This window comes from Halorientalis brevis (assembly GCF_023077655.1).
Genome location: NZ_JALLGV010000003.1, coordinates 221670 through 246786 on the forward strand (window position 1 = coordinate 221670; position 25117 = coordinate 246786).

Annotated in this window: 28 protein-coding genes and 1 tRNA gene; 20 read left to right on the forward strand and 9 right to left on the reverse strand. The window is 65.0% G+C overall.

The genetic code is table 11. The features are described 5' to 3' along the window. Nucleotides 1-38: 38 nt before the first annotated feature. Nucleotides 39-1334, forward strand: coding sequence for a UDP-glucose 6-dehydrogenase AglM (gene aglM / locus MU553_RS06585; RefSeq protein WP_247376939.1), 1296 nt, complete (start codon nt 39-41; stop codon nt 1332-1334). A 6-nt stretch (nt 1335-1340) separates the two neighbouring features. Here the strand turns inward: aglM and MU553_RS06590 are convergent, their stop codons facing one another. Beyond that, on the reverse strand, nt 1341-3659 hold the full coding sequence (locus tag MU553_RS06590) for an STT3 domain-containing protein (protein ID WP_247376942.1): 2319 nt from the start codon (nt 3657-3659) through the stop codon (nt 1341-1343). Between the two features lie 102 nt (nt 3660-3761). Beyond that, on the reverse strand, nt 3762-5270 hold the full coding sequence (locus tag MU553_RS06595) for a phosphoenolpyruvate carboxykinase (ATP) (RefSeq protein ID WP_247376944.1): 1509 nt from the start codon (nt 5268-5270) through the stop codon (nt 3762-3764). A gap of 158 nt (nt 5271-5428) precedes the next feature. Here MU553_RS06595 and MU553_RS06600 point away from each other — a divergent pair, with 158 nt between their 5' ends. Together MU553_RS06600 and trmY are read left to right on the forward strand one after the other, a co-directional pair. Continuing rightward, nucleotides 5429-6046 (forward strand): hypothetical protein, encoded by a 618-nt coding sequence (locus tag MU553_RS06600; RefSeq protein WP_247376947.1) that lies wholly within the window; start codon nt 5429-5431, stop codon nt 6044-6046. Between the two features lie 101 nt (nt 6047-6147). After that, a complete protein-coding gene (gene trmY / locus MU553_RS06605; protein WP_247376949.1) occupies nt 6148-6744 on the forward strand; it encodes a tRNA (pseudouridine(54)-N(1))-methyltransferase TrmY in 597 nt (198 codons plus the stop codon). Nucleotides 6745-6790: 46 nt separating this feature from the next. On the opposite strand, the gene MU553_RS06610 is transcribed toward trmY, so the two are convergent. Together MU553_RS06610 and MU553_RS06615 are read right to left on the reverse strand one after the other, a co-directional pair. Beyond that, the gene (locus MU553_RS06610; protein WP_247376950.1) at nt 6791-7015 is read right to left on the reverse strand and encodes an antitoxin VapB family protein; all 225 of its coding nucleotides are present in this window, start codon (nt 7013-7015) and stop codon (nt 6791-6793) included. A gap of 113 nt (nt 7016-7128) precedes the next feature. Next, nucleotides 7129-7602 carry a GDP-mannose mannosyl hydrolase gene (locus tag MU553_RS06615; protein ID WP_247376952.1) on the reverse strand — a complete coding sequence of 158 codons (474 nt, stop codon included), beginning with the start codon at nt 7600-7602 and terminating at the stop codon, nt 7129-7131. Nucleotides 7603-7740: 138 nt separating this feature from the next. Here MU553_RS06615 and MU553_RS06620 point away from each other — a divergent pair, with 138 nt between their 5' ends. Continuing rightward, a complete protein-coding gene (locus MU553_RS06620; RefSeq protein WP_247376954.1) occupies nt 7741-7899 on the forward strand; it encodes a hypothetical protein in 159 nt (52 codons plus the stop codon). 429 nt (nt 7900-8328) lie between these two features. On the opposite strand, the gene MU553_RS06625 is transcribed toward MU553_RS06620, so the two are convergent. After that, the gene (locus MU553_RS06625; RefSeq protein ID WP_247376956.1) at nt 8329-8766 is read right to left on the reverse strand and encodes a BlaI/MecI/CopY family transcriptional regulator; all 438 of its coding nucleotides are present in this window, start codon (nt 8764-8766) and stop codon (nt 8329-8331) included. A 117-nt stretch (nt 8767-8883) separates the two neighbouring features. After that, nucleotides 8884-9396, reverse strand: a complete 513-nt coding sequence (locus MU553_RS06630) for a metallophosphoesterase (protein WP_247376958.1) — start codon at nt 9394-9396, stop codon at nt 8884-8886. A 120-nt stretch (nt 9397-9516) separates the two neighbouring features. Between MU553_RS06630 and MU553_RS06635 the strand changes: the two genes are divergently transcribed. The 5 genes from MU553_RS06635 (at nt 9517) to MU553_RS06655 (ending at nt 13166) form a co-directional block, all read left to right on the forward strand. Then, a complete protein-coding gene (locus MU553_RS06635) occupies nt 9517-10311 on the forward strand; it encodes an ABC transporter ATP-binding protein (protein ID WP_247376960.1) in 795 nt (264 codons plus the stop codon). Next, nucleotides 10304-12049 (forward strand): hypothetical protein, encoded by a 1746-nt coding sequence (locus MU553_RS06640; protein ID WP_247376962.1) that lies wholly within the window; start codon nt 10304-10306, stop codon nt 12047-12049. The genes MU553_RS06635 and MU553_RS06640 overlap by 8 nt, the downstream gene beginning before the upstream one ends. 72 nt (nt 12050-12121) lie before the next feature. After that, nucleotides 12122-12194 (forward strand) — tRNA-Pro (locus MU553_RS06645). A 381-nt stretch (nt 12195-12575) separates the two neighbouring features. Next, on the forward strand, nt 12576-12773 hold the full coding sequence (locus tag MU553_RS06650) for a DUF7557 family protein (protein ID WP_247376965.1): 198 nt from the start codon (nt 12576-12578) through the stop codon (nt 12771-12773). Next, nucleotides 12774-13166, forward strand: coding sequence for a PIN domain-containing protein (locus MU553_RS06655; RefSeq protein ID WP_247376966.1), 393 nt, complete (start codon nt 12774-12776; stop codon nt 13164-13166). Nucleotides 13167-13208: 42 nt separating this feature from the next. Here MU553_RS06655 and MU553_RS06660 read toward each other — a convergent pair whose 3' ends face one another. After that, complete coding sequence (locus MU553_RS06660) at nt 13209-13469, reverse strand: hypothetical protein (protein ID WP_247376968.1); 261 nt, start codon at nt 13467-13469, stop codon at nt 13209-13211. A gap of 132 nt (nt 13470-13601) precedes the next feature. Between MU553_RS06660 and MU553_RS06665 the strand changes: the two genes are divergently transcribed. The 11 genes from MU553_RS06665 to MU553_RS06715 all read left to right on the forward strand — a co-directional run bounded on the left by MU553_RS06665 (nt 13602) and on the right by MU553_RS06715 (nt 21943). Further along, a complete protein-coding gene (locus tag MU553_RS06665) occupies nt 13602-13982 on the forward strand; it encodes a cupin domain-containing protein (RefSeq protein ID WP_247376970.1) in 381 nt (126 codons plus the stop codon). Nucleotides 13983-14077: 95 nt separating this feature from the next. Continuing rightward, nucleotides 14078-14677, forward strand: coding sequence for an NUDIX hydrolase (locus MU553_RS06670; RefSeq protein ID WP_247376972.1), 600 nt, complete (start codon nt 14078-14080; stop codon nt 14675-14677). A 45-nt stretch (nt 14678-14722) separates the two neighbouring features. Then, nucleotides 14723-16207 (forward strand): tRNA guanosine(15) transglycosylase TgtA, encoded by a 1485-nt coding sequence (gene tgtA, locus MU553_RS06675; RefSeq protein ID WP_247376974.1) that lies wholly within the window; start codon nt 14723-14725, stop codon nt 16205-16207. Between the two features lie 45 nt (nt 16208-16252). Beyond that, nucleotides 16253-16516 carry a hypothetical protein gene (locus MU553_RS06680; protein WP_247376975.1) on the forward strand — a complete coding sequence of 88 codons (264 nt, stop codon included), beginning with the start codon at nt 16253-16255 and terminating at the stop codon, nt 16514-16516. A 115-nt stretch (nt 16517-16631) separates the two neighbouring features. After that, nucleotides 16632-17462, forward strand: a complete 831-nt coding sequence (locus MU553_RS23860) for a hypothetical protein (protein WP_247376977.1) — start codon at nt 16632-16634, stop codon at nt 17460-17462. Nucleotides 17463-17533: 71 nt separating this feature from the next. After that, nucleotides 17534-19285, forward strand: coding sequence for an archaeosine synthase subunit alpha (gene arcS / locus MU553_RS06690; RefSeq protein ID WP_247376979.1), 1752 nt, complete (start codon nt 17534-17536; stop codon nt 19283-19285). 69 nt (nt 19286-19354) lie between these two features. Beyond that, a complete protein-coding gene (locus tag MU553_RS06695) occupies nt 19355-20458 on the forward strand; it encodes a DUF7537 family lipoprotein (protein WP_247376981.1) in 1104 nt (367 codons plus the stop codon). Between the two features lie 108 nt (nt 20459-20566). Then, on the forward strand, nt 20567-20953 hold the full coding sequence (locus MU553_RS06700) for a DUF7971 family protein (RefSeq protein WP_247376983.1): 387 nt from the start codon (nt 20567-20569) through the stop codon (nt 20951-20953). A 41-nt stretch (nt 20954-20994) separates the two neighbouring features. Beyond that, nucleotides 20995-21309: a ubiquitin-like small modifier protein 1 gene (locus MU553_RS06705; protein WP_247376985.1), complete on the forward strand. Its 315-nt coding sequence runs from the start codon at nt 20995-20997 to the stop codon at nt 21307-21309. A gap of 2 nt (nt 21310-21311) precedes the next feature. Then, complete coding sequence (locus MU553_RS06710) at nt 21312-21587, forward strand: MoaD-like domain-containing protein (protein WP_247376986.1); 276 nt, start codon at nt 21312-21314, stop codon at nt 21585-21587. After that, nucleotides 21587-21943 carry a DUF8048 family protein gene (locus tag MU553_RS06715; protein WP_247376988.1) on the forward strand — a complete coding sequence of 119 codons (357 nt, stop codon included), beginning with the start codon at nt 21587-21589 and terminating at the stop codon, nt 21941-21943. Before MU553_RS06710 ends, MU553_RS06715 begins: the two co-directional genes overlap by 1 nt. Before the next feature lie 3 nt (nt 21944-21946). Here the strand turns inward: MU553_RS06715 and MU553_RS06720 are convergent, their stop codons facing one another. Continuing rightward, nucleotides 21947-22867: an alpha/beta fold hydrolase gene (locus MU553_RS06720; protein ID WP_247376990.1), complete on the reverse strand. Its 921-nt coding sequence runs from the start codon at nt 22865-22867 to the stop codon at nt 21947-21949. A 221-nt stretch (nt 22868-23088) separates the two neighbouring features. Continuing rightward, nucleotides 23089-25029, reverse strand: coding sequence for an aldehyde ferredoxin oxidoreductase family protein (locus MU553_RS06725; protein WP_247376992.1), 1941 nt, complete (start codon nt 25027-25029; stop codon nt 23089-23091). Nucleotides 25030-25117: the final 88 nt, after the last annotated feature.

Genomic DNA, 25117 nt, shown 5'->3' on the forward strand with positions numbered 1-25117 from the left:
CCGAATCCTGAAGGCCCCGGCTAGCAACGTCTGGAACGATGAATCTAAGCGTCGTCGGCAGCGGCTACGTCGGCACGACGATCGCCGCCTGTTTCGCCGACCTCGGTCACGACGTCACGACGATCGACATCGACGAGGACATCGTCGCCGCCATCAATGACGGGGATGCCCCGATTCACGAACCGGGCCTGGACCCGATGGTGTCGCTGTACGGCGGCGACCGGCTCCGGGCGACGACGGACTACGACGCCATCCGCGACACCGACGTCACCTTCCTGGCGCTCCCGACGCCGGCCAACGACGACGGGAGCATCGACCTCGGTGCAATGAAAGCCGGCGCTGAATCCATCGGCGAAACACTCGCCGAGAAAGACGGCTACCACCTCGTCGTGGTCAAGAGCACCGTCGTCCCCGGAACGACCGAGGACGAACTGGAACCGCTCATCGAGGAGGCGTCGGGCAAGACCGCCGGCGAGGAGTTCGGCGTCGCCGTCAACCCAGAGTTCCAGCGGGAGGGCTCGGCCGTCGACGACTTCATGGAACCGGACAAGATCGTCTTGGGCACGGACGGCGACGCCCGAGCCCTCGACTTACTCGCCGAAGTGTACGAACCGCTGGTCGCCGACTGGGACGTGCCGGTCGTCGAAACCGGCCGTCGCGAAGGCGAGATGATCAAGTATGCCAACAATTCGTTCCTCGCGGCGAAGATCAGCCTCGTCAACGACCTCGGGAACATCTGCAAGGAGTACGACATCGACGCCTACGAGGTCGCCGAGGCGATCGGGATGGACGACCGCATCGGCGAACAATTCCTTCGGAGTGGGGTGGGATGGGGAGGTAGCTGTTTCCCGAAAGACACCGCGGCGATAATCCAGCACGCTCGCGAAGCGGGTTACGAACCTCCCGTGCTGGAGGCCGCAGTCGAACTCAACGACCAGCAACCCGAACGGCTTCTCTCCCTCTTGGACGACCACACCGAAGTCGAGGGCGAACGCGTCGCCGTCCTCGGACTGTCGTTCAAACCCGGGACCGACGACATTCGTCACTCCCGTGCGATTCCGGTCATCGAAGGTCTCCAAGAGCGTGGGGCCGAGGTCGTCGCGTACGATCCCGTTGCTACCGAGAACATGCGCGAACGGTTCCCCGAGGTGACATACGCCGAGGCGGCCGACGAGGCGCTTGACGGGGCGGCGGGTACAGTCGTCGTCACAGACTGGGACGAGTTCGCAGCGCTCGATGAGGAGTTCGACGCGATGGCCGATCCGGTCGTCGTCGACGGACGGCGGATCATTCGCCGCCGCAAGGGAATCACGTACGAAGGATTGACGTGGTAGAACTGCTCAGTCGGCTGTCACCGTCTCACCGTTGGTGACGTTCCGCTGGGAGACCGTCGCAGTCTTGTTCCATATCGTATACTCGCCCGGATATGGCATTCGCACGGCGTACGACCCAGTTCTGTCAGTCTTGACGAGCCGTCTGTAGGTGAACGACGCGCCGGATATCTCGATTTCCTTTTCTACGATCGTGGCTTGATTTGGTGCTGCCGTGCCGTTGATCCTCGCGCCGGGAACCAGTCTGAACACTTTGTACTCGTCAGACGGCGAGACGTAGACGGCTTGGTAGTGAGCCAACCCGTCATAGTTCTTGGTCTTGCTCCCGTAGACGTTGCGGAGTCGAGAGTGGAGTGTCCCTTTGTCCGTCTTCAGCGGTTCTGTGACGATGAACCCGACTCGGTCACCGTGTTTCTGATACCAGGCTTCGCCATCGGACTCCACGAACAGCGTCTCGTGGTTGTTTTGGGCGAACTGGTAGGATCGCGACTCGCCGTTCACGAAGTAGTTGAACATCCGGTTGCGGCCCCACCGGCTGGTGACGTAGTTGTCGGGATAGGTGAGGTTTTGCCCCACAGCGTACTCGTCCATCCACGCTGCAGTGCCGTAGGCTTCGTCGCTGATCGTCAACTGATCCGTCTTGATCGGGACCTGGAAGATTCCGACGCCGCCGACCAGCAGGAAGAGGACGAATATCGTCCCAGCTTCTCGGAGGGTCGGAATCCTGAGTTGCGGTGGTTCCTCGCCGCCGTCACGTGCGGTCGTCGCAGTTCCGGCCTCGAACGCCGTCGGCGCGTCTGTGAGATCGACCACGTGTGCAAGCCAGACGAAGCCGAACCCGGCGAACAGAGCGGTGAAGGTCGCGAGTTCGCCGACGAACCGGATCTGGAACGCGCCGAGGAGGATGAAGAACCACGCGTAGACGCTCGCTGCGAGCCACGACTTCGAGCCGTCAACTGCCCGACGGCTCGCCCAGACCAGCGGCGGGAGTGCCAGAAAGAGGACGAACCCAAGGAGGACGAACCACATCATGTCGCCGGTGATCAGCGCCTTCGTCTCGACGATTCCTCTGAGGCCGAAGAACCTGTCCAACCTTCTTGTAAGGTCTGCCCAGAACGTTGGCACGACGAACTGGGCGCCTATTAGACCTCCGACGGCCCCGATGATCTCGACGTTCGCGAGCACGCCCACTGACAGACCAAGGCGAGACGTCGCCTCTGCGACGGCCAGTGCCCCGGCCGCGCCGACGAACAGGAGAATCGGCGTGAACGCGACGAAATCAGTGTGCCATCCGAACTGGCTGTGAGCCAGTTGTGTGAGCGCGGCCGCAACGGCAAGCCCACCGAGAAGCGGTGCGTTCGATTCGAGCGGTGACCTGTCGGCTCTGACGTCCTGAAGAACGACGAGTCCCACGTACAGCGCGAGGGGGAAGACCAGCGCCGGCCCGTTCTCCCAGGCGAGAATCTGGCCCGCGACGCCGATGCCGAGTCCCAGGCCGACCGCCCACGTCCACGGGTCACGAAGATCTGTTTCGTCGCGACGGGCCAGCATCACGAGCGCGAGCGCGGTCAGTGCGAGCCAGGGGTAGTCGAACGCGTGGTGGTCGGCGTAGCCGAGACTGGTCCGCATAGCGTGTGCGGGCGTCGTCGCGAAGAAGACGACGCTGGCGAGTCCGACTCTCCTGTCGTCGGTGAGTTTCACTGCCAGCAGATAGACAATTAGCCCGGTGACGAAGGCGGAAACGACTGGATACCAGGCCAGCACCGTTCCGGCTGCTGACGCTCCGTCACCAATGAGACTCGACAGTGAGTACAGCGTCGCAATCATGAAGGGTTCGCCTTTTGCAGATGGCATCTCACTCAGCACTGCAAGTTCGAACCCGCCGCCAGTCCCGGCGAGCATCTGTTCCACGTAGTAGCGATACGCGTAGGGGTCGTTCCCAGAGAGGACGACGTCACCATTCCGGAACACGTCGCCGTACGAAAAGACGGTCCGGAACAGCACGACGAGTGCGAGCGCACCCGCGAGCGCTCCCGCGGCGCGCGAGTCAACGTCGAATGCTGGGAGTGACAACCCAGGCGACTGCTCCTTGTCAGTCTCCACCTCCCCGTCGAGCGCGCGTCGCGTCGTGTCGGGCAGTCTGTAGCCGTCGCCTGTCTTCTCGACCAAGCCTTCGGAGACGACTTCGCCGAACGTTCCTGAATCGATCGAGAGGTCGTCGTACGTCCACGTCTCGTGGGCGTCGTCGACGGACCGGATCGATTCGAGCGCGGATTCGAGTTCCGGCCGCTCCGCGAGCACTGTAGCGACGTCGCGCTCGTCAGTCATACTCGGGGGCACCGGCCTGAAGCGAATAAAGCCATCGACAAGTCCGTTTGCGAACACTCCGTCAGGCCAGCCGTAACAAAAACCAGTACGTTTCTGAGAGCCTCAGTAGACGGCGTCGCGGATCTCCGCGGCCAGATCCTCGAACTGCGCGAGGTACTCACGGCGCTCTTCGCGAAGCGCAGCCAGCCGCTCTTCGTGGTTCGGGAGGTTCGACGCCACGTCGAAGTCCTCGACGTCCATGTCGGGAACCTCGCTGGGCACCGTCAGGCCGGTCGCGTCGTCGCCGTCCCACTCGACGGTCTCGCGGGAGATCGCACGAAGCAGCGAGACGGTGTCCTCGACGCCGACGTCTTTCTCGCCGACCGTGCCGGTGTTCAGGACGAAGCAGTCCACGTCGAGATCGTCGATGAGGTCGCGGAAGCGGTTGCCTTCCTCGCCCTTCGAGCCCATGATGAAGGGGTTCGTACCGACGACGCGGATGGATTCGCCGGCGGCCGACGGGTCGCCCGCGCTGGTCTGGACGGACTCGCCGAGCATGAACGCGGCGGCGGCCTCGTCGGGGTCCAGTTTCGCGACCGGCGGCATCGCCGGGTTGCGCGTGATGAAGAACACCTGGTCGACGTCCGGGAGGTCGATGTCCTCGCCGGCGGAAGCGAGTTCCGAGCGCTGGATGACCGCGCGGCCGTTCGTGGTGTATCTGTCGCTGTGGAAGTCGACGGTGCCGTCGTCGGCGACGTCGACGTTCTCGATGACGGCAGACTCGTCGGTGGCGGCGTCGTAGAGGCCGGGCTGTTCCTCGCGTTCGAGGCCGATGGTCTTGATGAACAGACCCTGGCCCTCGCTGCCGGCGACGCTCCCGTCGGGGAGCAGCGCACAGACGTCGTCCTGGAGCATCGTCGCGTCCTCGGGGTCGTCGAGCCAGAGACCGTGCGCGGTCAGCGTGGACTTCCCGGTGCCCGAAAGGCCGAGGAACAGCTGGCCGACGGTCTCCATCTCGCCGTCGCGTTCGAGTTCGACGCGCTTGCTGCCGGCGTGAAGGCCGAGGCCGCCCTGCTGTTTCGCGTAGTACATGTGCAGGCGGAGGAAGGACTTCTTGGCCTCACCGGTATAATCGCTGCCCAGCACTGCGGTGAAGCCTTCGTCGGGCAAGATGCGGACAGCCGTCTCGTCCCACTCGGGGACCTGGACGGTGTAGAAGTCGGGTTCGCGGTCGGGGTCGTCGACCGGCTCGAACAGCTTCGCCCACGCGAGCGCGATGCGCCCGTACTCTTTGGGCACGTAGTACCGGCAGACGTAGGCGTGCTCGTCGTGGCGCCCCATCTGACGGTCCAGACAGACCATCTCGTTGTTTTCGACGAACGTGACGGCGTCCTCGAAGTGCGCCAGGTCGTCGTCGTCGAAGTCGTGGTCGATCGCGTTTTTCGTCTTGTCCGCGTTACGCGAGCGCTCCTCGCTCACGTAGGACGGCGAGCCGAACTCCGTGGTCGTCTCCAGGTGCTCGGAGAACGAACGAAGCTCCTCGAACGATGGGTTGTAAACGACGTTGTCGGCTGTTTCAGGATCGGGCAATACTGTCGCCGGCTCCCGGACCGCGATACCGGACTCGGACATTACGAGATACTCCACGGGACGGATAAATAAAGCCGCGTTTTTTGCCGCCAGTATGGTAATGTATGGCGTCTAGCGTGGTTCAACTGTTGTATTAGTTACCGGATACTCGTCTGACGTGGCCCTCACGAATTAAGTAGCGTCAGTGAAACAGACCCAGTATGGGAAAAGAGACGGTGCGGTATCCGGACGCGCTCGTGGCTCGCATCGAGGAGTTGGTCGCCGACTCCGACGTGTTCGAGTCCAAGTCCGAACTCCACCGTTTCGCCTCCGACTTCTTCCTCTGCGTGCTCGATTCAGACCACGATCCGTCAGTGCTGGGCTACGAGGACATCCTGGCCGACCTCGAAGACGAGAGCGGCGTATCGCTCCAGCCCGACGACGTGGCGACGAGCGACGGCGACGTCCCGTTCCTGGAGTCGTACCTCCAGGTTCGGCGTTACCTGCTCCACGGCGAGGTCGACGACGCACGCGCGTACGTCACCGAGACGTACGACATCACCGACCGCGAGGCGCTCTTGCTCGACGAACTCATCGGTCGCCACCGGCAGGACGCGACCGACGCCCGCCCGACGGAGCGAGGTTTCCAACCCCCGGTCGCCGACGGTCAGTCCCGGACCAACGGCAAGTCGCCGCCGTCGACGCAGAACGGGTCGACTCCCGACGCCGGGGCGCAGAGTGCTGATGCGATCGACGCGTCGGAGTCCGAACCGGAGGTCATCGTCCCCGACGACGCCGACGGTGACGGTGATCGGGAGTCCCCCGAAACCCGTCGCTGACTCTGTCTCCCGACGCTCGTGTCGTTCGACCAGCCGCTGCTGCGGACGTGACGCAGTGGTGTAAACGAGGCGTTCAAGAACCTCGCCACGCACCACTCGGTATGCGCCAGTTCATCGTGCTCGGCCACGACGTCCCCACGACGCCGGACTTTCCCCTCGACGCACTCCCCAGCGAAGCCGGCCGCCTCGACGTGCTCTGTCGGTGCGTCAACTCGGCGTTTTTCCTCTCCCACGACCTCCGTGACGACGTTCGCGTCTCGCTCGTCCTCCAGGACGACGTGACAATCACCTTCGAAGGCAGCGACTTGCATCGGCTCAACCCAGACGAGCGCAGCACGGCTGCACTGGTTCGCAAGGCGCTCGAACACAAAGACGAGGCCATCGGTCACATGGCGGCCGAGAGCAGTCCGGGGGTCTCAATCTCCCGGAAGGACTTCGCGACGACGCTGTCGGAGGCCGCCGACGGCGGGACCGTCGTCCAACTCCACCAGGACGGCGATCCGATCGTCGAGCGCGAACCCCCAGCGAATCCGGTGTTCGTGCTCTCGGACCACCACGACTTCACCGACGAGGAGGCTGCGCTCCTCTCCGAGCAAGCTGACGCCCGCGTCTCACTGTCGCCGCGGGCGCTCCACGCCGACCATGCGATCACGGTCGCACACAACTACCTGGATACGGACGGGTTCTCCGAGTACTGAGAGCAACGTCCAAACTCCCACAGCAAGGATTTGCCGAGCAACTGTCTCACTGGCGCTGCGTGTGCTCTTCGAGCGATTCGTTTAGTTCCTCGCGTGTCTGTCTCATGTGTTCCTCGATCCCTTCGTCCGCAAACCCTCCCATCTCGTGGACGTCCTCCTCAGTGTGGCTTACTGCGAGTCGATCGAGCAACTCGTCGAAGGTTTCGTCCTCCCGCTTGATCGCTTCGAGTTTCCGTTTCGTCTCCTCGGAGATCCGAATTGACGTACTCATGTGGACATTTCGTATGCAGCCAGTTGTTATAGCTTGCGCTGGCCGCTGACCGCGGGTTTGAGCATTTCTACAGACACTCTGGCGTATCCCGCGGCTGTTTGTTCTCCACTCGCTCACTCTCTGGCTGGCATGATCCCTGCATCAACGAGATACGCCTCGACGTACGGATGGAGGGCCAGTTCCTCGAACGGGTTCTCGAAGACGTTGAGTTCGGAGTGCTGGTCGTCGGGTTCTAACGTCTCCTCGCCGGCCGGCCGAACGTGGTAGCCGATCGGGACGTAGTGTTTGCCCTCCGCCTCTTCCACGTCGGCGACGTCGTAGAAGTGTTCGTAGACGCCCAGTTGGCGCTCGACCGTCACTGACATGCCCAACTCGTCCGCTGCGATCCGGTGGACTGCGTCGGTGAGTTGCTCGTGTTTTCGAACTGTGCCGCCGGGGACGAACCACTCGCCCTTCGCGGGTTCGTTCTCCCGTTTCCCGAGGACGACACCATTCTCGGTTTCGACGACGAGGTCGACCGACACCAGCGGGACGTTCCGGACGACGGTCTCCCACTCGTCGTCCGGGACCGGCTTGTCTTCCGCCATACTATCGCTGCGCGTGGCCGTCACTTCGAGGTTGCCATCTCCCGTGAACCGTCGACCTGTGACTAACATTAACTTCCCTGTTAATTATAGACCGTGATGTTTATGTACCCGTAGCTCATCGGATAGCGTGAAGACACAATGACCGAACGGCCTCACGAAGACACGATGGCTCCGCTCGTTCCAGAGATGCCCAAGACCCGCGTCCGCACCGACGGTGGACGCATCCTCGACGAGACGATCGGAGCCAAATTTGTAAACGACGAGGCCGACGCACCGCTCGTTCCGGACCTCTCCTGATCGGCCCCGGTTTTTCCCGACTATCTTCGCCGGTGAGCCACACAGCTGTGGCTCGTTATCTTACCGCCAAGTAGTCGCCACTCAACTCCGCATCATCTTGTAGATTGACTGTGCCACCAGTTTCATCCCGTCGGCGGTGAGTTGACCCATCGGTTCAGACTCGTCGATCGTCCCTAGCGGGATCGTGTACAGTGCCCACGGCAAGACGTAGGTCTTCTTGTGGAAATCGAGCCCCGTCTATGTACTCGTTCGCAAGGTGTGGAGTGTGGTACTCGTATCTCTCTTCGGCGTTGGAACCGAGACAGACTATCGTACTCTCCTCGTGTCCATACGGGCGATTTTCGGGTGAGAGAATTACGACAGGACGTGGGTTAGTGTGGACATCGAATGGGTCGTCAGCGAAGCCGACTGTACCGCGGGGATACCGGCTCATTCGAGATCGTCTTCGAGCCCGGCCAGCTCAGTGTCGATTTCGTTTGCTGTTCTCTCTGATTCCGTAATATTTTCGAGCCGTTCTTCACGGGATCGCGTTTGCTCAGCGTCTCCCGGACTGAGTTCGTCACCTGCATACCGCGAAGTGAGATCCTCAACCTGGACGAGCCCCGTTGCGAACCGGCGGAGATCGTCACGGGATTCGAGTGCGTGATAGTACCCGTCGGTGGTCTTCCCTATGTGATCAGATTCGCAGAGACGGAGAAGCGTCGTCGTCACGCTTCCTTTCGGGATGTCGAGATTAGTATGTATTTCAGATGGTTTATATCCGAGATGTGGGTTGCTGTAGAGCAATTTGATGATCTTGGCCTTGTTCGTCCCGGGGTCGATGTCGACGCCGTCGTCTGGGTCGTGGGTACGGAGGTCTACTGGCATCGTTTTTCCCTGTATGTAGTCGTATGTAGTCGATCGTAGTACAAAAACGATTGGGTCACATTGGCCTCTTCAATGAACGGATGATAGCTGCGGTGTGCGGGTGGACGAAGTGTGAGTTCAGCCCGTTATCTCGACGAACTCGGTTTCGTCGGTTTCGGTGTCTAACACCGCGACGCTCCGGTTTTCCGCGGGGACTGTCGGGAAGTGGGCGCCCGGGTTGACGACGGTCGTCCCGTCGACGTCGCGCTGTTCGGCGACGTGGAAGTGCCCGTAGAGTACGTAGTCGTACTCGCCGGACTCGGCGCGTGCGTTGACCGTCTCGATGCCCTGGTCGCCGTGGAGCATGTGAATCCGCTTTCCGCCGAGTTCGAGCGTCGCGTAGCGGCCGTGGAGCTGGCTCTCCGGCCCTAGCCCGTCGATCGTCGTTTCGAGGCCGTCCAGTTCGCCGTCGTTGTTGCCGAGGACCCCGTGAAACGCGAAGTCGTGCCCGTCGAACGCCGCGAGCAGCGGCGGAGCGATGAAGTCGCCGCAGTGGAGAACGGTCTCGACGCCGCGGTCGGCGAACAGTTCGGCTGCGCGCTCGGCGGCGCTGTAGTTGTCGTGCGTGTCCGAAACGATGCCGACGTGCATACGCGAGGTGTCCGGACGACGGGCCAAGAATGTATGGTCGGTTCCTGGGTTGCGACGACTTTCTGACCTCGAAAACGTGGCTCTGCGCTTTTGTATGTGTCCGGAGAACAGTATCGCAACATGCCAGCGATCGAGACGACCGCCCTGACGAAACGCTATGGCGAGACGGTCGCCGTCGACGCCCTCGATCTCGCGGTTCCCGAGGGCGTGGTGTATGGCTTTCTCGGCCCGAACGGGGCCGGCAAGACCACGACGATGCGGATGCTCACCTCGCTGACGCGGCCCACGAGCGGCACGGCCAGCGTCGCGGGCGTTTCGGTGACCGACCGCGAGCGACTCATCCAGCGCGTCGGCTACCTCCCCGAGGAACCGCCGCTGTACAACGAACTCACCGCGCGCGAGCAGTTGACCTACGTCGCCGGCCTCCGTGACCTCCCGTCCGGCCACGCCGAGGAACGCATCGAGGACCTGCTCGCGCGCCTGGACCTGGCCGACGACGCCGACCGGCGCATCGACACCTACTCGAAGGGGATGCGCCAGAAGACGGCGTTCATCCAGTCGCTGCTGCACGACCCGGACGTGCTCTTCCTCGACGAACCGACGAGCGGGCTCGACCCGCGCGCCGCACGCACGATCCGGACCATGATCGACGGCCTCGCGGACGAGGGCGCGACCATCTTCCTCTCGACGCACATCCTTCCCGTGGTCGACGAGCACGCCGACACCGTCGGCGTCCTTTCTGACGGCCGCCTCGTCGCCGAGGGGCCACCGGCCGATCTCAAACGGCAGGCCGAAGCGGGTGTGACGGAGGGGACGGGGCGGACGCTCGAAGACGTGTTCCTCGACGTGACGAGCGAGGACCCCGCGACCGAGGACGGGGCAGCGGTCGCCACCGAGGGGTCGACGGATGCCTGAACCCGGCTGGCCGACCCACGGCCTCGCGATCGGTCGCCAGGAGTTCCGGCGCACGCTCCGGGGGCTTCGGTCCGACAGGACGCGACTGCTGTTCCTGGGGATCGGCGGTGCGTTCGTCTCGCTGTTCGTGCTGTTCGGCGCGTGGCTCGTCCTCCGGTTCGCGAGCGGTCTCTCCTCGTTCCCGCTCACGAACGAGATACGGGGCACGTTCGGCCTCCAGTGGCTGTTCGCGACGTTCATCTTCGCCCAACGAGCGGGGTCGCGCCACGACCGCATCGACAACGAGTCGCTGATGCTGATGACCGTCTCTGTCCGATCGGTCCTCGTGGGGCTGCTCAGCGCCGAGTTCCTGCGTGCGGCCGCCTACGTGGCGCTCCCGGTGGCGCTGGTCGGCGGCGCGTTCGTCTACGCGACCGCCTCGCCGCTCACCGCGCCGTTCCTCCTGCTCGCGGCCGTGCTCTTCGTGCTCTCGGCGCTCGTGTTCGGCGCCGCCATCGGCCTCGCTGCGAAGTTGCTGGTCGCCCGCGTTCGATTCGTCGCTCGCTACAAGTCCGTGCTCGCCGGCGTCGCCGTCGTCGGGTTCGTCGGCGCCTACGTCGCGCTCCAGAACTTCGGCGACGGCGGGTTCACGTCGCTCCTCGGGTACCTCCCCGTGAGTTGGCTGGTCGACCTCGCAGTCGTGGGCTCGCCGATCGTGGGGTCACCGGTCCGGGCGGCCGTCGCGGGCGGTGCTGCGGTGGCCTGGATTCTCGGCTGGGGGCTCGTGCTCGACCGCATCGCGACCGCGCTCTGGTTCGGCGACACCGTCGAACACGAGGTCGCGCAGGCGAAGGCGCGGACCGACACCGGGAGCGCGGCGGATCCGCTCGCTGCTGCGGCCCGTCCCGTCGCATTCCCGTCGCTGAGCCAGCCCACCCTGCGAGTGGCTCAGCGGTCAGTGGTCGTCGCCCGCCGGAACCCGGCGCGGCTCACGTTCGTCTTCCTGCCGGTCGTCTTCCTCGGCTCGATGCTCGTCAACGTCGCCCGGTTCGGGTCGCTGTTCGCCGTCCTGCCGCCCGTGCTCGCGCTCACCGTTCCGTGGCTGGCCGGCGCGGCGTTCGGGCTCAATCCCCTCGGTGACGAGGGACCCGTGCTGCCCGCGACGCTCACCTCGCTCGCGTCCGGTCGCCAGTTCGCGCTGGGGCTGGCCCTCCCCGGATTGCTTCTCGGACTCCCGCTCGGCCTCGTCGGGACTGTGGGGTCCGGAACGTACGGCCCGTACACGCCCGTCGAGGTCGGCCTGCTGGTCGCGATCGTGACCGTGCTCTCGCTGCTGGCCGTCACGGCTGCTCCCGCCGTCGGCATGCTCTTCCCGCGGTTCGACTCGGTACGCGTCGGGAGCGACCGCGAGGTGGTCCCGCCGAGTCTGAGCGCCATCGTGATCTACTCGCTCGCGCTCGCGGGTCCCGGTGCCGTCGCGGTCGGGTCGGCGCTGGCCCCCGGCGCCACGAAGCAGGCCTTCGCGTTGCTGATCGGGGGACTGCTCGCGCTCCCGTTCGGCTTGCTGGCCAGCGAAGGAGTGGGCGTCGCTGGCGACGTGGCGACGGCGCTGCAGGGCGTCGGTGCCGACGTCGCCGGAATCCCGACCGAGTGGGTCCACTGGGGCGGGTTCGCGGTGCCGTTGCTGGTCGCGCTGGTTCTCTGTTGGTGGTCGTTTCGGGCCGTCGGCCGGCGGTACGAGCAGTACGCGATCGAGTGAGCGGCGCGGGAGCTGACTGCGACTTCGCAACGGTTAAAACTGGGCCGGCCTTTCCTTCGGTTGCTACCGTGCGGGCCGGTGGGGTAGCTTGGTATCCTTCGGCCTTCGGGTGGCCGTAACCGCAGTTCGAATCTGCGCCGGCCCATTTTTCCGCGACGACTCGACGCCGAGCGACAGCGAGGCGTCGCGGAGGAGCGTGAAAAACTGCAGCCGAAGCAGATTCGAAGTAGACCAGAGGCAAGCCCGCGCAGCGTAGCGAGCAGGTACCTCTGGGCGTGGTTCGACTATCTGCGCCGGCCCACTTCTCCCGCAACGCAACCACGAGAAGCGACAGCGACGCGTGTCCGTTGTGGGGAATGGGCCACGGAGATTCGAGCCAGTCAGTCGCGCGCAGCGAAGCGAGCACGTCTGACGCGGTTCGACTATCTGCGCCGGCCTCACACTTCCCGCGAAACGAGACAGGCGTTTGGGGGCTGTGTAACCCACTGGGGAAAGCTACTAACCGATGAATTCAGTATGAATTAATATGAGCCGAACGTCGATCCCGGTCGATTCCTCGACGAAGGAACGACTCGACGATCTGAAACGCGACGACGAGACGTGGGACGAGTTCCTGACGCGAATTACGACCGACGAGACGCCGATCAAGAAGGGCATTCTGTCCTCTGAGGAAGCCGCACAGGCGAAAGATCGAATTCGCTCGGCGCGGGAGAACTGGGAGTAGATGGTCTTTCTCGATAGCTCTGCGATCATCGACTACATGAGCGACGACACTGCGGTCGTCGAGTATCTCGACGGGCGTGAACCGTTCTTTACGTCTGCCGTCTGTGTCTACGAGGTACTCGACGGACTTCTGGGGGCCGGAAAGACTGACGTCGTCGAAGCACGCCGGGGCTTTGGCGGTGTGCAAACTCTCGATTTCACCGAACAGATTGCACTGGAAGCAGCGAGGCTCCAAGACGAGATGATGAACGACGGGATTCGGTTATCGACTGGAGATGCACTGATCGCGGCGACTGCCCGCTCCACCGGTGATGAACTCGTCGTTACGGATGCCGACTTCGAGACGGAGCACCTGCAGGACGTGTTGACAGTGACGAACCTCCGGAGAGAGTGACGGCAGTCGGGGAACGAACGAGTCCGCTGGTTCCTCTGATCGTTACTCTCTGCTCCCCGTCTCGAACTCCCACCCTTTCTGTAGCGGACTCTCGATCAGCGGCCAGCGCTTGCCGGAACTGGCGAGGTCGCGGGCGTGTTCGATGAACGTCTCCCACTCGACCGCACAGTGATGGTGCATGATCTCTTCGCGGGACCGGCCGCGTTTCGGGACGACCATGACGGGGTCGGCGGCGGACGTGATCGACTCGCCACACCACGGGCAGGTCTCGTCCGTGGCGCGAGGTAGATTCTCGGTGCTCATCTCGACTCGTCTCGATGCCCGCACTGCTCGTTGTAATACAGGGCTTATCCCTCGAAAGCCCCGGCATCGCCGGAAATCGGTTCGGCGCTGCCGAGGGGGCCGTTTCATTACCGCAGCCGACCTCGTCTCGATATGGGCTATCACGTGCTGGACCCCGAGGAACTGGCTGACTCGCCGGACCACTCCTGCGACCGCCGGTCGATTACTGAGGCCGCCGAACTCGCCCAACTCGCGGCCGCGGTGTACGACCTGGCGCCCGGCGAGCAGCTCGCGACCCAGTATCACTACCACGAACAGCGCGAAGAGATATTCTACGTTCTCGACGGCGAACTGTCGGTCGAGACGCCCGAGGAGACGTTCACCGTCCCGGCGGGCGAGGTGTTCGTGGCCGAACCCGAGAGTCCGATTCGGCCGTACAACCCCGCAGACGCGCCCGATCGAACCCGGGTGCTCGGCGTCGGCGCGCCGAAGTTCGACATCGGGCGGGCGTACGATCCCGACGGGGACGAGTAGGGGGACAAACTGCCAACAGGTCGTGCGTGCAAACGGGGCGCCGATTGTGCGGGGTTTGGGCGTGCTTTTGGGTGACGAGCGAGAGAGAACTGGTAATGACCGAGGGAACTGGCGATGCGACGGGACGGGACGAAACCGACGGTGGCGACGCCGAGCCGCTCGCCTGGGAGACGCTGTACGGGGAGACGGCGTACATGTGCCCGGGCTTCGACATCCAGCGCGAGCGCGTGCGCCTCCCCGACGGCACGGAGACCGACTACGACTACCTCTCCGAGAGCGAGAGCGTCGTGATCGTTCCCTTCACGCCCGACGGGGAGGTCGTCCTCATCGAGGAGTGGCGACAGGCGGTAAAGCGCGTCAACCGCGGGTTCCCGGCGGGCGGCGTCGAAGCGAGCGACGCGGACGACCTGGCGACGACCGCACGGCGCGAACTCGAAGAAGAGACGGGGTACGAGGCCGAGGCGGTCGACCACCTGACGACGGTCGAACCGGCCAACGGCATCGCGGACGCGGTCTTTCACTACTTCGTCGCCGAGGGCTGCGAACCGACGGGCGAGCAGGATCTGGATCACAACGAGAGCATCCGCGTGACGACGGCGGACTTCGCGGACCTCGAAGCCGCGGTGCGCGACGACGAGCTGCGCGACGGGCGAACGGCGCTCGGCGTGCTCTACTACGCCGCGTTCGGCGAGTAACCCGGAACGGAACCCTTAGGCGGGCACCCCCACTACGCCGGTGCAATGCGCGAGTGCTTCGAGGTCAGGGACTGGGACGCGGCCGGCCGCATCGGGGAACTCGAAGTTCCCCGAGCGGGCGTGACCGTCGAGACGCCGGCGTTGCTGCCGGTCATCAACCCCCACGTCCGGACCATCGAACCCAGCGTCCTCGAAGCGAAGTTCGGGGCGGAGATCCTCATCACGAACGCCTACAGCCTCTACGGCTCCGACGAACACCGCGAGGACGTTCTGGAGCGAGGCATCCACGACCTCTACGACTTCTCGGGTGCGATCATGACTGACTCGGGATCGTTTCAGCTCGCCGAGTACGGCACGATCGACGTCGACACCGAGGAGATCCTCCAGTTCCAGCGCGACATCGGCTCGGACATCGGGACGCCGGTGGACATCCCGACGCCGCCCGACGTTCCCCGCGAGCAGGCAGAAGAGGAACTGGCGACGACCCAGGAGCGCCTCGAACTCGCCGAAACCGTCGACACGGGCGACATGCTCGTCAACGGTCCCATCCAGGGGTCGACCTATCCCGATCTCAGGGAGGCGGCGGCCGACCACGCCGACGGGACGGACCTGGACGTCTTCCCGGTGGGTGCGGTCGTTCCGCTGCTGAATAACTATCGGTACGCAGACATGATCGACCTGGTCGCGGCCGCAAAGCGGGGCCTCGGCGAGGACGCGCCGGTCCACCTGTTCGGCGCGGGCCATCCCATGATGTTCGCGCTCGCGGTGGCGATGGGCTGTGACCTGTTCGACTCGGCGGCGTACGCCCTGTACGCCCGCGACGACCGCTACCTCACCGTCCGGGGAACTGAACACCTCGAAGACCTCGACTACTTCCCGTGTGAGTGTCCCGTCTGTGCGTCGACGACGCCCGACGAGCTGGAAGCCGAGAACGCCCGCGAGCGCGAGCGACTCCTGGCCGAACACAACCTCCACGTCACCTACGGCGAGATGCGCCGCATCAAGCAGGCGATCCGCCGGGGCAACCTACTGGAACTCGTCGAGACGCGCGCACGCGGGCACCCGACGATGCTCGACGGCTACCGCGCGCTCGTCGACCACGCCGCGCAACTGGAAGAAACAGACCCGGTCTCGAAGGACGCCTTTTTCTACCTCTCCTCGGAGAGCGCCGCGCGGCCGGAGGTGCTGCGCCACCACCAGCGACTGGAGCGGCTGAACGCCGAGGGGAACGTGCTGCTCAGCGAGGGCGACACGAACGAGGCCTACGACGAGACCTGGCGCGTCACCCCGCCCTTCGGCCCGTTCCCGCGGGACCTCTCGGACGTGTATCCGCTGAACGCGGAGGTACCCGAACGGCTGGACGTGCAGGCCTACGAACAGGCCGCCGAGGGCGTCAGTCGACTGGTCGCGGCCAATCCGGACGCGACGTTCACGCTGGCGTATCACGACTGGCCCGAGACGGCGCTGGCGGCGGTTCCCGACGAGGTGTCGGTCTACCAACTCGGCGTCGAGGACGGCGACTGGGACTGACCACAGGGTTTTGCTGGCTCGCGGGAACAACTTCGGACGACTGCTATGGACCGATCGACGCTGTTCAACGGATCTCTCGCGCTGTACGGCGCTGTCACCGTGGTCGATAGTGCGATAAGTGTGCGCGAGACTGGCTTGACACCCGTTACTGGCATCGCTGTGGTGGCGAGTGCACTCATCCTGATCGGCGGGCTGTACGGACTTCGACGACAGGACCAGGCGGGGGACGCGACTGATTCCTGGCTCGCCTATCTGATGGCGGGTGCGGTGCTGCTGTACGGTCTCGGTGTCGTGGTCGGGCAACTGTGATCGCTCGTCGCACGGGTTCGCCCGCACCGTTTTGCTGCTGGACGTGGAACGCCCGGTGCGGTCACTGATTCGCGTCGGCGTGCGCACCAGCTCCACACCCCAGGAGGCCATACTCATGACCGGATACCAACCCAGTTCTCAGCAGCGCGACCCGCGAAGCCACCAACAGTCCGTCCAGGGACAGCCCGGACAGCAGCCGTCCCAACGGCAGTTCAAACCCGTCCCGGGCCACCAACTGTCGGCACAACCGATCCAGCCGGTGCCACAGCAGCAGGGCGGTGGGCAGCCACAGGCCGCGCTCCCGCTCCAGCAATCCCAGCAGCCGGTGCAGGAACGACAGCCACGACAGGAACAGCAGTTCCAGCAGAGCCAGCAGCCACAGCCTCCACAGCAGCAGGGCCAGCGAATACAGCACTCACAGCAAGCGCCCCAGACACAGCCGGTCCAGCAGCACTCTCAGCAACAGCCCGTTCAACAACAGCCACAGCAACAGCCCGTTCAGCAGCACTCACAGCAACAGCCGATCCAGCAGCACCCACAGCAACTCTCGGGCCAGGCCCAGGTACAACAGCCCCAGCACCGACAGAGACCTGCGGAGACACACCAGGCCGGCGAACGCCAGGGGTTCCAGCAGCAACCGCAGTCACAGCAACAGCAACTCCCGCCGACGCAGATCCCCGGAACGCGCGCGCAGATCCGAGCCGTCGAGGACGGTGACGAGTACGTCCACGTCCGCATCAGGGACCCGGACGCGTTCGATACGATCCGGACGCCGGACTGGGCGGCCAACGCGGCCAGCTCGGTTCACGAGGACAGCGAGGTCAGGACTGGCAAGCTGAAAGGGAGCGACGAGTGGAGCATCGAGAGCGTCCTGCTCAAGAAGCCGGTCGACGCGGACACGGCCGTCGATGCGGCGATGCGCATCGTCCAGAAGATCGAGAGCTGACGGGACGCTGTGGCCCCGTCGCCGTTCTCGCGAAGGAAAGATAGTTGGCCGCGCTCCCCCGAGGGGATGGCATGACAGAGTATTTCGAGATCCACGAGCGGGACGGGGCCGCCCGCATCGGGGAACTGCGGCTCGCCGAGCCGCTCACGACGCCCGCCGTCGCCGACGACGTCGTCACCGACGCGGGCAGTCTCTGGCCCGAGGAGCGCGACCGCCCGGACGGCGACGAGACGGAACTGACGGTACTCCCCCACCGTGGCCTCCCAGCGGGGACGCCCGAGGACGTCCAGCAGGCCTTCGCCGTCGACTATCCGGACGTCGACTACCCGAACGCGGCCGTCGTCTCGCCCGAGACCGCGACCGACCACGGGAGCGACGCGTACGTGCTGTCGAACGCCGCAGGCTACGTCGGCCACGCGCGGGCGTTCGTCGACGCGATCATTCAGACCCGCGAGGCCATTCCCGCCGACAGCGCGCTGTACCTCTCCGGGGTCGCGACGGCGCGGAACGTCGCGACGCTCGCGTACGCGGGCGTCGACCTGGTCGACACCGACCGCGCCGTCGTTCGAGGCACCAGGGGCTTCTACCAGACCACCGACGACGAGTACTTCCTGGAAGACCTGGACGAACTTCCCTGTGCCTGTCCGGCCTGCCAACAGCCCCGCGAGGAGTTCACCCGTGAGGACTGCGCCGAACACAACGCCAACGCGCTCCGCGCGGAACTCCGACGCGTCCGCCGCCGGATTCGGGACGGCCGCCTCCGCGATTACGTCGAGGGCCAGGCCCGCCAGGACCAGTGGCTCACCGCCACGTTCCGGCGACTCGACCAGCAGTACGGGTACGTCGAGCAGCGCACGCCCGTCCTCCGGCGCGCGGAGATCACTGCGGCCACCGACGACTCCATCCGGCGGGTCGAGATCCAGCGGTTCGCCCAGCGCGTGACCGACCGGTATCGGAGTCGGTTTTCGAGCCCGCTCGTCCTCGTGCCGTGCTCGGCGACGAAGCCGTACAGCGAGTCCCAGAGCCACGGGCAGTACCACGACGTCATCCAGTGGCGCGCCCACGTCGCCTCGATGACCTCGCCCATCGGCGTCGTGCCCCAGGAACTCGAAACCACGTACCCCGCCCAGCACTACGATTCGGTCGTCACCGGCGAGTGGACCGCCACGGAGATCGAGTTCGTCAGCGACGTGCTCGAAGCCTACCTCCGGCGCAACGACTACCCGAAAGTGATCGCCCACGTCCCGCCGGAAGGCTACCGGGAGATCGTCGAGCGAGCGACGGCCGACCTCGACGTCGAACCGGTGTTCACCGTCGACGACCACCCGACGACGAGCGAGTCGCTCTCGAACCTCGGGACCGAACTCGAGGGCGAACTGAAGTACCCGAAACGCGAGCGCGAACACAACACCATCCGCGCCATCGCGGACTACCAGTTCGGCGAGGGCGCCGGCGAGGCGATCTTCCCGGACCTCCAGACCCGCTCGCGCTATCCGAAGCTCCGCGCACACGACGGCGACGGCGAACAACTGGCGGCGATGGTTCCCCAGTACGGGATGCTGTCGCTGACGCTGGCCGGCGGGAAGCGGTGGGTCGAGAGCGACGCGCCGGTCAAACGCGTCGAGATCGACGACTTCGTCCCTCACGGGAGCGTCCTCGCGCCGGGCGTCGTCGACGCCAGCGACGACATCCGGCCGGGCGACGAGGTCGTCATCGAGGGACCGTCGGCGTTCGGCGTCGGCCGGGCCGAGATGAGCGGGCCGGAGATGGCCGAGTCGACGCGGGGGATCGCCAGCGAGGTCCGCCACGTCGAAGAACTGTAGGCATAGAAAACTGTTCTGGCCGCCTGAAAGTCAGTACGTTTATACTTCTGCTGCCTGTGTCGGCAAGGCATGAAGCGACAACTGCTCGCCGTCGCGGTCGCGGCGATGCTCGTCCTCGCTGGTTGTAACGGCGGATCGCCGGGCGGAACGGCGACGCCGGACGCGAACAACGCCTCTGCGAACGGCTCCCAGGATTCGCTGTCGGACGTCTCTGCGCTCCCCGGCGTCAACGAGTCGGCGGGCGTCTACAACGCGACCGCTCTGTGGGCGAACCACTTCGAGTCGCTGTATTCGAACGACACGCACTTCACCGAAGAGATGCGGGTCGAGATGGGGTCCCGGGTCGCCCGCATCGAGTACACCAACGGCTCGGACGGCGACGCGTTCGTGCGGACGAACGAGACTGCCGGCACGAGTGACGAGTACTGGTCGTCCGGATCGGTCGTCGCCAAGCGCAACGCGTCGGCGACGCCGCCGGTGACGATCAGCCAGGGCTCGACCCCGATGTCGATGAGCTATAGTTTCTCCGCAGCCATTTTCCGGATAATTCCCACTGCGACCCTTTCCGGTGTGTCCCTCTCGCGCGACGGAACCACGACACTCGACGGACAAGAGATGTATCGCTTCGATATCGGCCGCTTCAACTCCTCTGTGTCCAGCTCACCGCTGAACACCGTCCAGAACGCGACCGACGCCAGCGGGACGGTCCTCGTCACCGACGACGGGATCGTCCGGCGGGCCGACATCACCGCGACGCTCGAATCCGACGGCGAGACGCAGACGGCGACGATGAACTACTCCGTCTCCGAGATCGGCACGGCGACCGCAGCCCAGCCCGACTGGGCGGCGGCCCCCCGCGCCTCGCTCTCGACGACGGCCGACGGGAACGTGCTCGCGCTCGAACTGAAGGACGGCTCGATTCCGGCCGGCACGGAGATCGAGGTCGGGAGCCGACTGACGACCTACGGGACCGTCACGCTCTCCGAGGAACTGACCGCCGGTGAGACGCTGTACGTGGTCGCCGGTGGCCAGTTCTCCGCGACGACTGCCGACGCGCAGATCGGCGAGCAGCCGCCGATTCCGGAGCAGCCCGCCTCGTTCGGCAGCTCGTCGATCACGCTGACGACCACCGTCGACGGCAAGGAACTGCAGTACGCGCTCCCGTCGAACTGAGCGCTCGCCGACCTGTTTTCTTCCTGTCTGTCACGTCGCGAGGGGCTCGTGCACGCAGGCAGTCCCGTCGCCGGGAGGCTTTAGTCGCTGCCGTGCGACCCGGTAGCCATGAACGAGGTATCTCTGTCGATTCCGCAGCCGATTCTCGACTCACTGCCCGAAGACGGCCAGGTCGCAGCTCAGGACATGCACCGTGCCGTCGAAGGGTGGGAACAACGCATCAACCGCGCCGTCGAGCAGGCGGACGACGACGGCGAGGCCGCGGGCTACGTCCTCGACGCCATCGAACTGATGGAGGAGCGCCTGGAGGCCTACGACGAGTTCGTTCCGGAGATGCGCGCGTGGGGCCAGTCGCCCATCTACGCCATCGCCTGGCGCAACCTCATGGCCGACTGCATCGGCCAGTTGTACGAACACGACGACCTGGCCGACCGCCTCGACCGCGAGCGCCACCACCGCCTCGTCGAGGACGGCATCCGGCTGCAGGACCTCTGATCCCCGACGAGATTTATACGTCCTGCGACCCTGCCATGGATATGCACCTCGAACTCCGCTTTTTCGCGACGTTTCGCGCGATCGTCGGGCAGAAGGTCGTCGATCGGGAGGTCCCCGACGACGCGACTGTCGGCGACGTGCTCTCGACGCTGCAGAAGGAGTACCCGGACATGAACGATCGCCTGCTCGACGAGGACGGCGAGGTCCGCGCACAGCTGAGCATCCTCAAGAACGGTCGGAACGTCGTCCACATGGCGGGGTCGGCGACGTCGCTGGACGACGGCGACACGCTCTCCGTGTTCCCGCCGGTCGCGGGCGGCGCCGACCCCGACCGCCGTCCCGCGGCGAGGGAGTGAGGATGGAGCGCGAGAAATCCTTCCGGGGTATCTCCAAGCGGCTCGCGGTCCACTACCTGACCAATCTCGGCGGTGAACTCGTCGACGGTGACCCGGAGGACGACGAGCCGGCGCGCGTCGCGGCCGACGACTGGACCGCCACGCTTACCGTCGGCGAAGCGTCCATCGGACCGTCGGTGACGCTGACCGAGATTACTGTTTCCTTCGAGGGCAGCGAGGAGACGCTCGACTCATTGGTCGAGCGGTTCTCCCAGAAGGCGATGCGCGCGGGTGGCTGATGGCGGGCGACCCGATCGACGGTCAGATTCTGCTGCTGACGGCGGCGAAAGCCAGCGTCGGCCCGCAGCGACTCCCCGACCTCGTCGATCTGGTACAGGCCGACCTCGGTCCCCGACTCGATACCTACGACCGGGAGTACGAGGTCGCCTACGAGACCGACGATTACACGGCTTTCTTCGTCGAGGACGGCCACTGGGAGACCATCGGCGAGCGGCTGGACTTCACGCCGCGAGAGGTCGACGCCGTCCGGCGCGCCCATCACGAACAACTCGGTCGGTACGGGCGGCGCAACGACCGCAGCGACGAGTTCGCGTCCGCGCTGGAGATTCGGGACTGCGTGCTGATCGAGCGGTGACGATCAGTCGGCGAGGAAGTCGATCAGGTCCGCGTTGACTTGCTCGGGGGCGTCACACTGCACCCAGTGGCTCGCCGCCGGATACCGCTCGACCTGGATGTCGGGCACCCACTCGTCGAGGCCCATCGAGAGGTCGACGCCGAGCGCCTCGTCCTGTTCGCCCCACAAAAGCAGCGTCTCGACGGGAATCTCCTCGCTGCCCGGCGGGTCGAAGAACTGGCCGACGACCGGCAGCGCGCTCCTGGCCATCGGTTCCGCGATGGCTCGGAAATACGACCGGTAGTAGTTGATCGCGCCGGTCGCCGCGCCGGGCTTGGTGAACGCCTCCTTGTAGCGTTCGACGTCGTCCTCGCTGAACGCGTCGGGATCGGCGGCCTGGTCGCGGAACAGGTCGCCCACGAGTTGCCCGTCGTCGGCAGTCAGGAGCCACTCGGGGAGCATCGGAATCTGGAAGAAAAGGACGTACCACGAGCGTTTCAACTGATCGAGATCGAGGTTGCGGGCGAACGCGGCCGGGTGCGGCGCGTTCATGACGACCAGTTTGTCGATGACTTCTGGCTGGGCGATACCGAGCGCCCAGGCGACCGCTCCGCCCCAGTCGTGGCTCACGACGTGGGCCGACTCCTCGCCGAGGTGGTCGATGAACCCGACGACGTCGCCGACGAGCTGTTCGATCTCGTAGCTCTCGACGTCCTGTGGTTTCTCGGACTCGTTGTACCCGCGCATGTCGAGCGCGGCGACGCGGTATCCCTCCTCGACGAGTGCGGGGATCTGGTTGCGCCAGGAGTACCAGAACTCCGGGAAGCCGTGCAGCAGGACGACAAGGTCGCCGTCCTTGGGGCCTGCAGTGACGTAGTGCAGTCGCACGCCGTTGATGAGTGCGTCGTGATGCGTGACCTGATCGTCGATGTCCCCCTCGGTCATGGCCGACAGTTCCGAGTCGTGGGTCAAAGGCGGTTCGGAGTGCAGTCGCGACGCGGTGCCGTTGCGGTGCTGTCGCTGCGCCGTTGTGGTGCTGCTGCGGTACGGTCTCACCTAAGCGGTTGTACCGCGAACGACCGACGGGAGCGAGCGGCTTTTTCGCCCACGTTTTTCGAGGAGAGGTGGCCGAGCAGCGCGAGGCCACCCGACGAAGAAAAAGGTGGTTAGTCGTCGCTCGGCGCGGCCGCGTCGCCGCTGGAGACGCCGGTCCCGGGACCGATCTCGATGTCCAGTTCGTCGAGTTTCTCGTCGGGGACGACGCCGTCGACCCAGCCGCGGACCGCGTAGTACTCGCCTTTCAGCTTGTCTAGTTCGGCCAGTTGTCCCTCGCTGGCGCCCTGGGCAGGGATCGCGTTCTCGTGGCCCTCGATGAACCGGTCCGGGAGCGTGTCGTCGTCGCCGTCGAAGCCGGCGAGGTTGTTGTAGTAGCGCTCCAGATTGTACACGCGCTCGCCGGCCTGCATGAGTTCGTCTTCGGTCACGTCCAGTCCGGTCATGCCGTTGTACTGGAGGACGTACTCCTCGATGCCTTCGGCGAAGGCGTTGAACTTGCAGATGTCGAACGAGTCGCTGATGGCGTGCATGTCCTGGAAGAGGGCGCACAACTCGCCTTTGCCCTCCCACTCGCCGGGGTCGACTTTCTCCGGGAGGCCTAGAATCTCGGCGGACGGGGTGTAGCCGCGCAGGTGGCAGGCCCCCCGGTTCGAGGTGGCGTAGCCGATGGCCATGCCCTTCATGCAGCGCGGGTCGTAGGCGGCCATCGTCTGGCCCTTCACCGCCAGCGAGTTCTCGTGGGCGTCGAATTCTTCGGCCATGTGGTTCGGCCCTTCGGCGAGGTGGTCGGCGAGGTCCGAGTCGCGGTGGGCGATGCGCTCGATGAGCGAGATCATCTCGTCGGCGTCGCCCCACTCGATGGTGTCCTCGAAGTCGAGTTTGCCTTCCTCGATCATCTCCATGGCCATCGCGATGGTGTTGCCCGTGTCGATGGTGTCGATGCCCAGGTCGTTACAGCGGTCGAGCATCACCGCGATGCGGTCGCGGTCGTGGTGGCCGGAGTTCGGCCCGAGCGCCCAGGCGGACTCGTACTCGTAGGACTCCATCCGGACGTTCATCTCCTCGCCCTTGTGCATCGCCGTCACCTCGACTTCCTTCTTGCAGGCGACCGGGCAGGAGTGACAGGTGGGTTCGTCCACGAGGATGTTCTCGCGGACGTTCTCCCCGGAGACCTTCTCCGAGTCGATAATGCGCTCGCCGTCGCCCTCCGCGTCGGACATCGATTCCGTCGAGGAGTAGCGCCCGTTTTTGGTGGGCAGGCCGTCCATCTCTTCGGTGAGGTTCATCAGGACGTTCGTCCCGTACAGCGAGAGACCGCCCTCGTTCGGGGCGGTGACGTCGGACTCCTGAATGACCTGCATCGCCTGTTTGTGGCCTTTCTTGAACGTCTCCTGGTCGGCGGGCTGGGGCATGTCCGTCGTGGACTTGACGACGACGGCTTTCAGGTTCTTGTTGCCCATCACGCAGCCCGTGCCGCCGCGACCCGAGGCGCGGTCGTCCTCGTTGATGATGCAGGCGTACTTCACCTCGTTCTCGCCGCCCTGACCGATGGCCATCATCGAGAGGTTCTTGCCGTACTGGCCGTCGACCTCTTCTTCCAGGGTGTCGCGCGTCTCGTGGACGCCCTTGCCCCAGAGGTGCGAGGCGTCACGGAGTTCGACCTCGCCGTCTTCGACGTAGGCGTACACTGGCTCGTCGGCCTGTCCCTCGAACAGGAGGCCGTCGAAGCCCGCCCACTTCAGCCGGGCGCCGGACCAGCCGCCGTGGTGGGAATCAGTGACGGTGCCCGTCAGCGGCGACTTCGTACAGACGGCGATGCGCCCGCTCATCGTCACTTGCGTTCCGGTGAGCGGTCCGTTCATGAACGCCAAGAGGTTGTCCGGTCCCAGCGGATCGACGTCCGGCCCCTGGTCGAACACGTACTTGACGCCCAGGCCGCGGGCACCGATATATTTCCGGGCGTCCGCCTCGTCGATGCCCTCGTACTGTACGTCGCCCGCGCTCAGGTCTACCCGAGCGACCGTGTCGTGGAACCCACCGAGTGTTGTCATGAGTTAACGTACCGTAATTAATTACGGCTTGTAACATGTTAGTCGTTGCCAGTTGGTGGTAACCAGATGTAGTTACGCGAAACCGCAG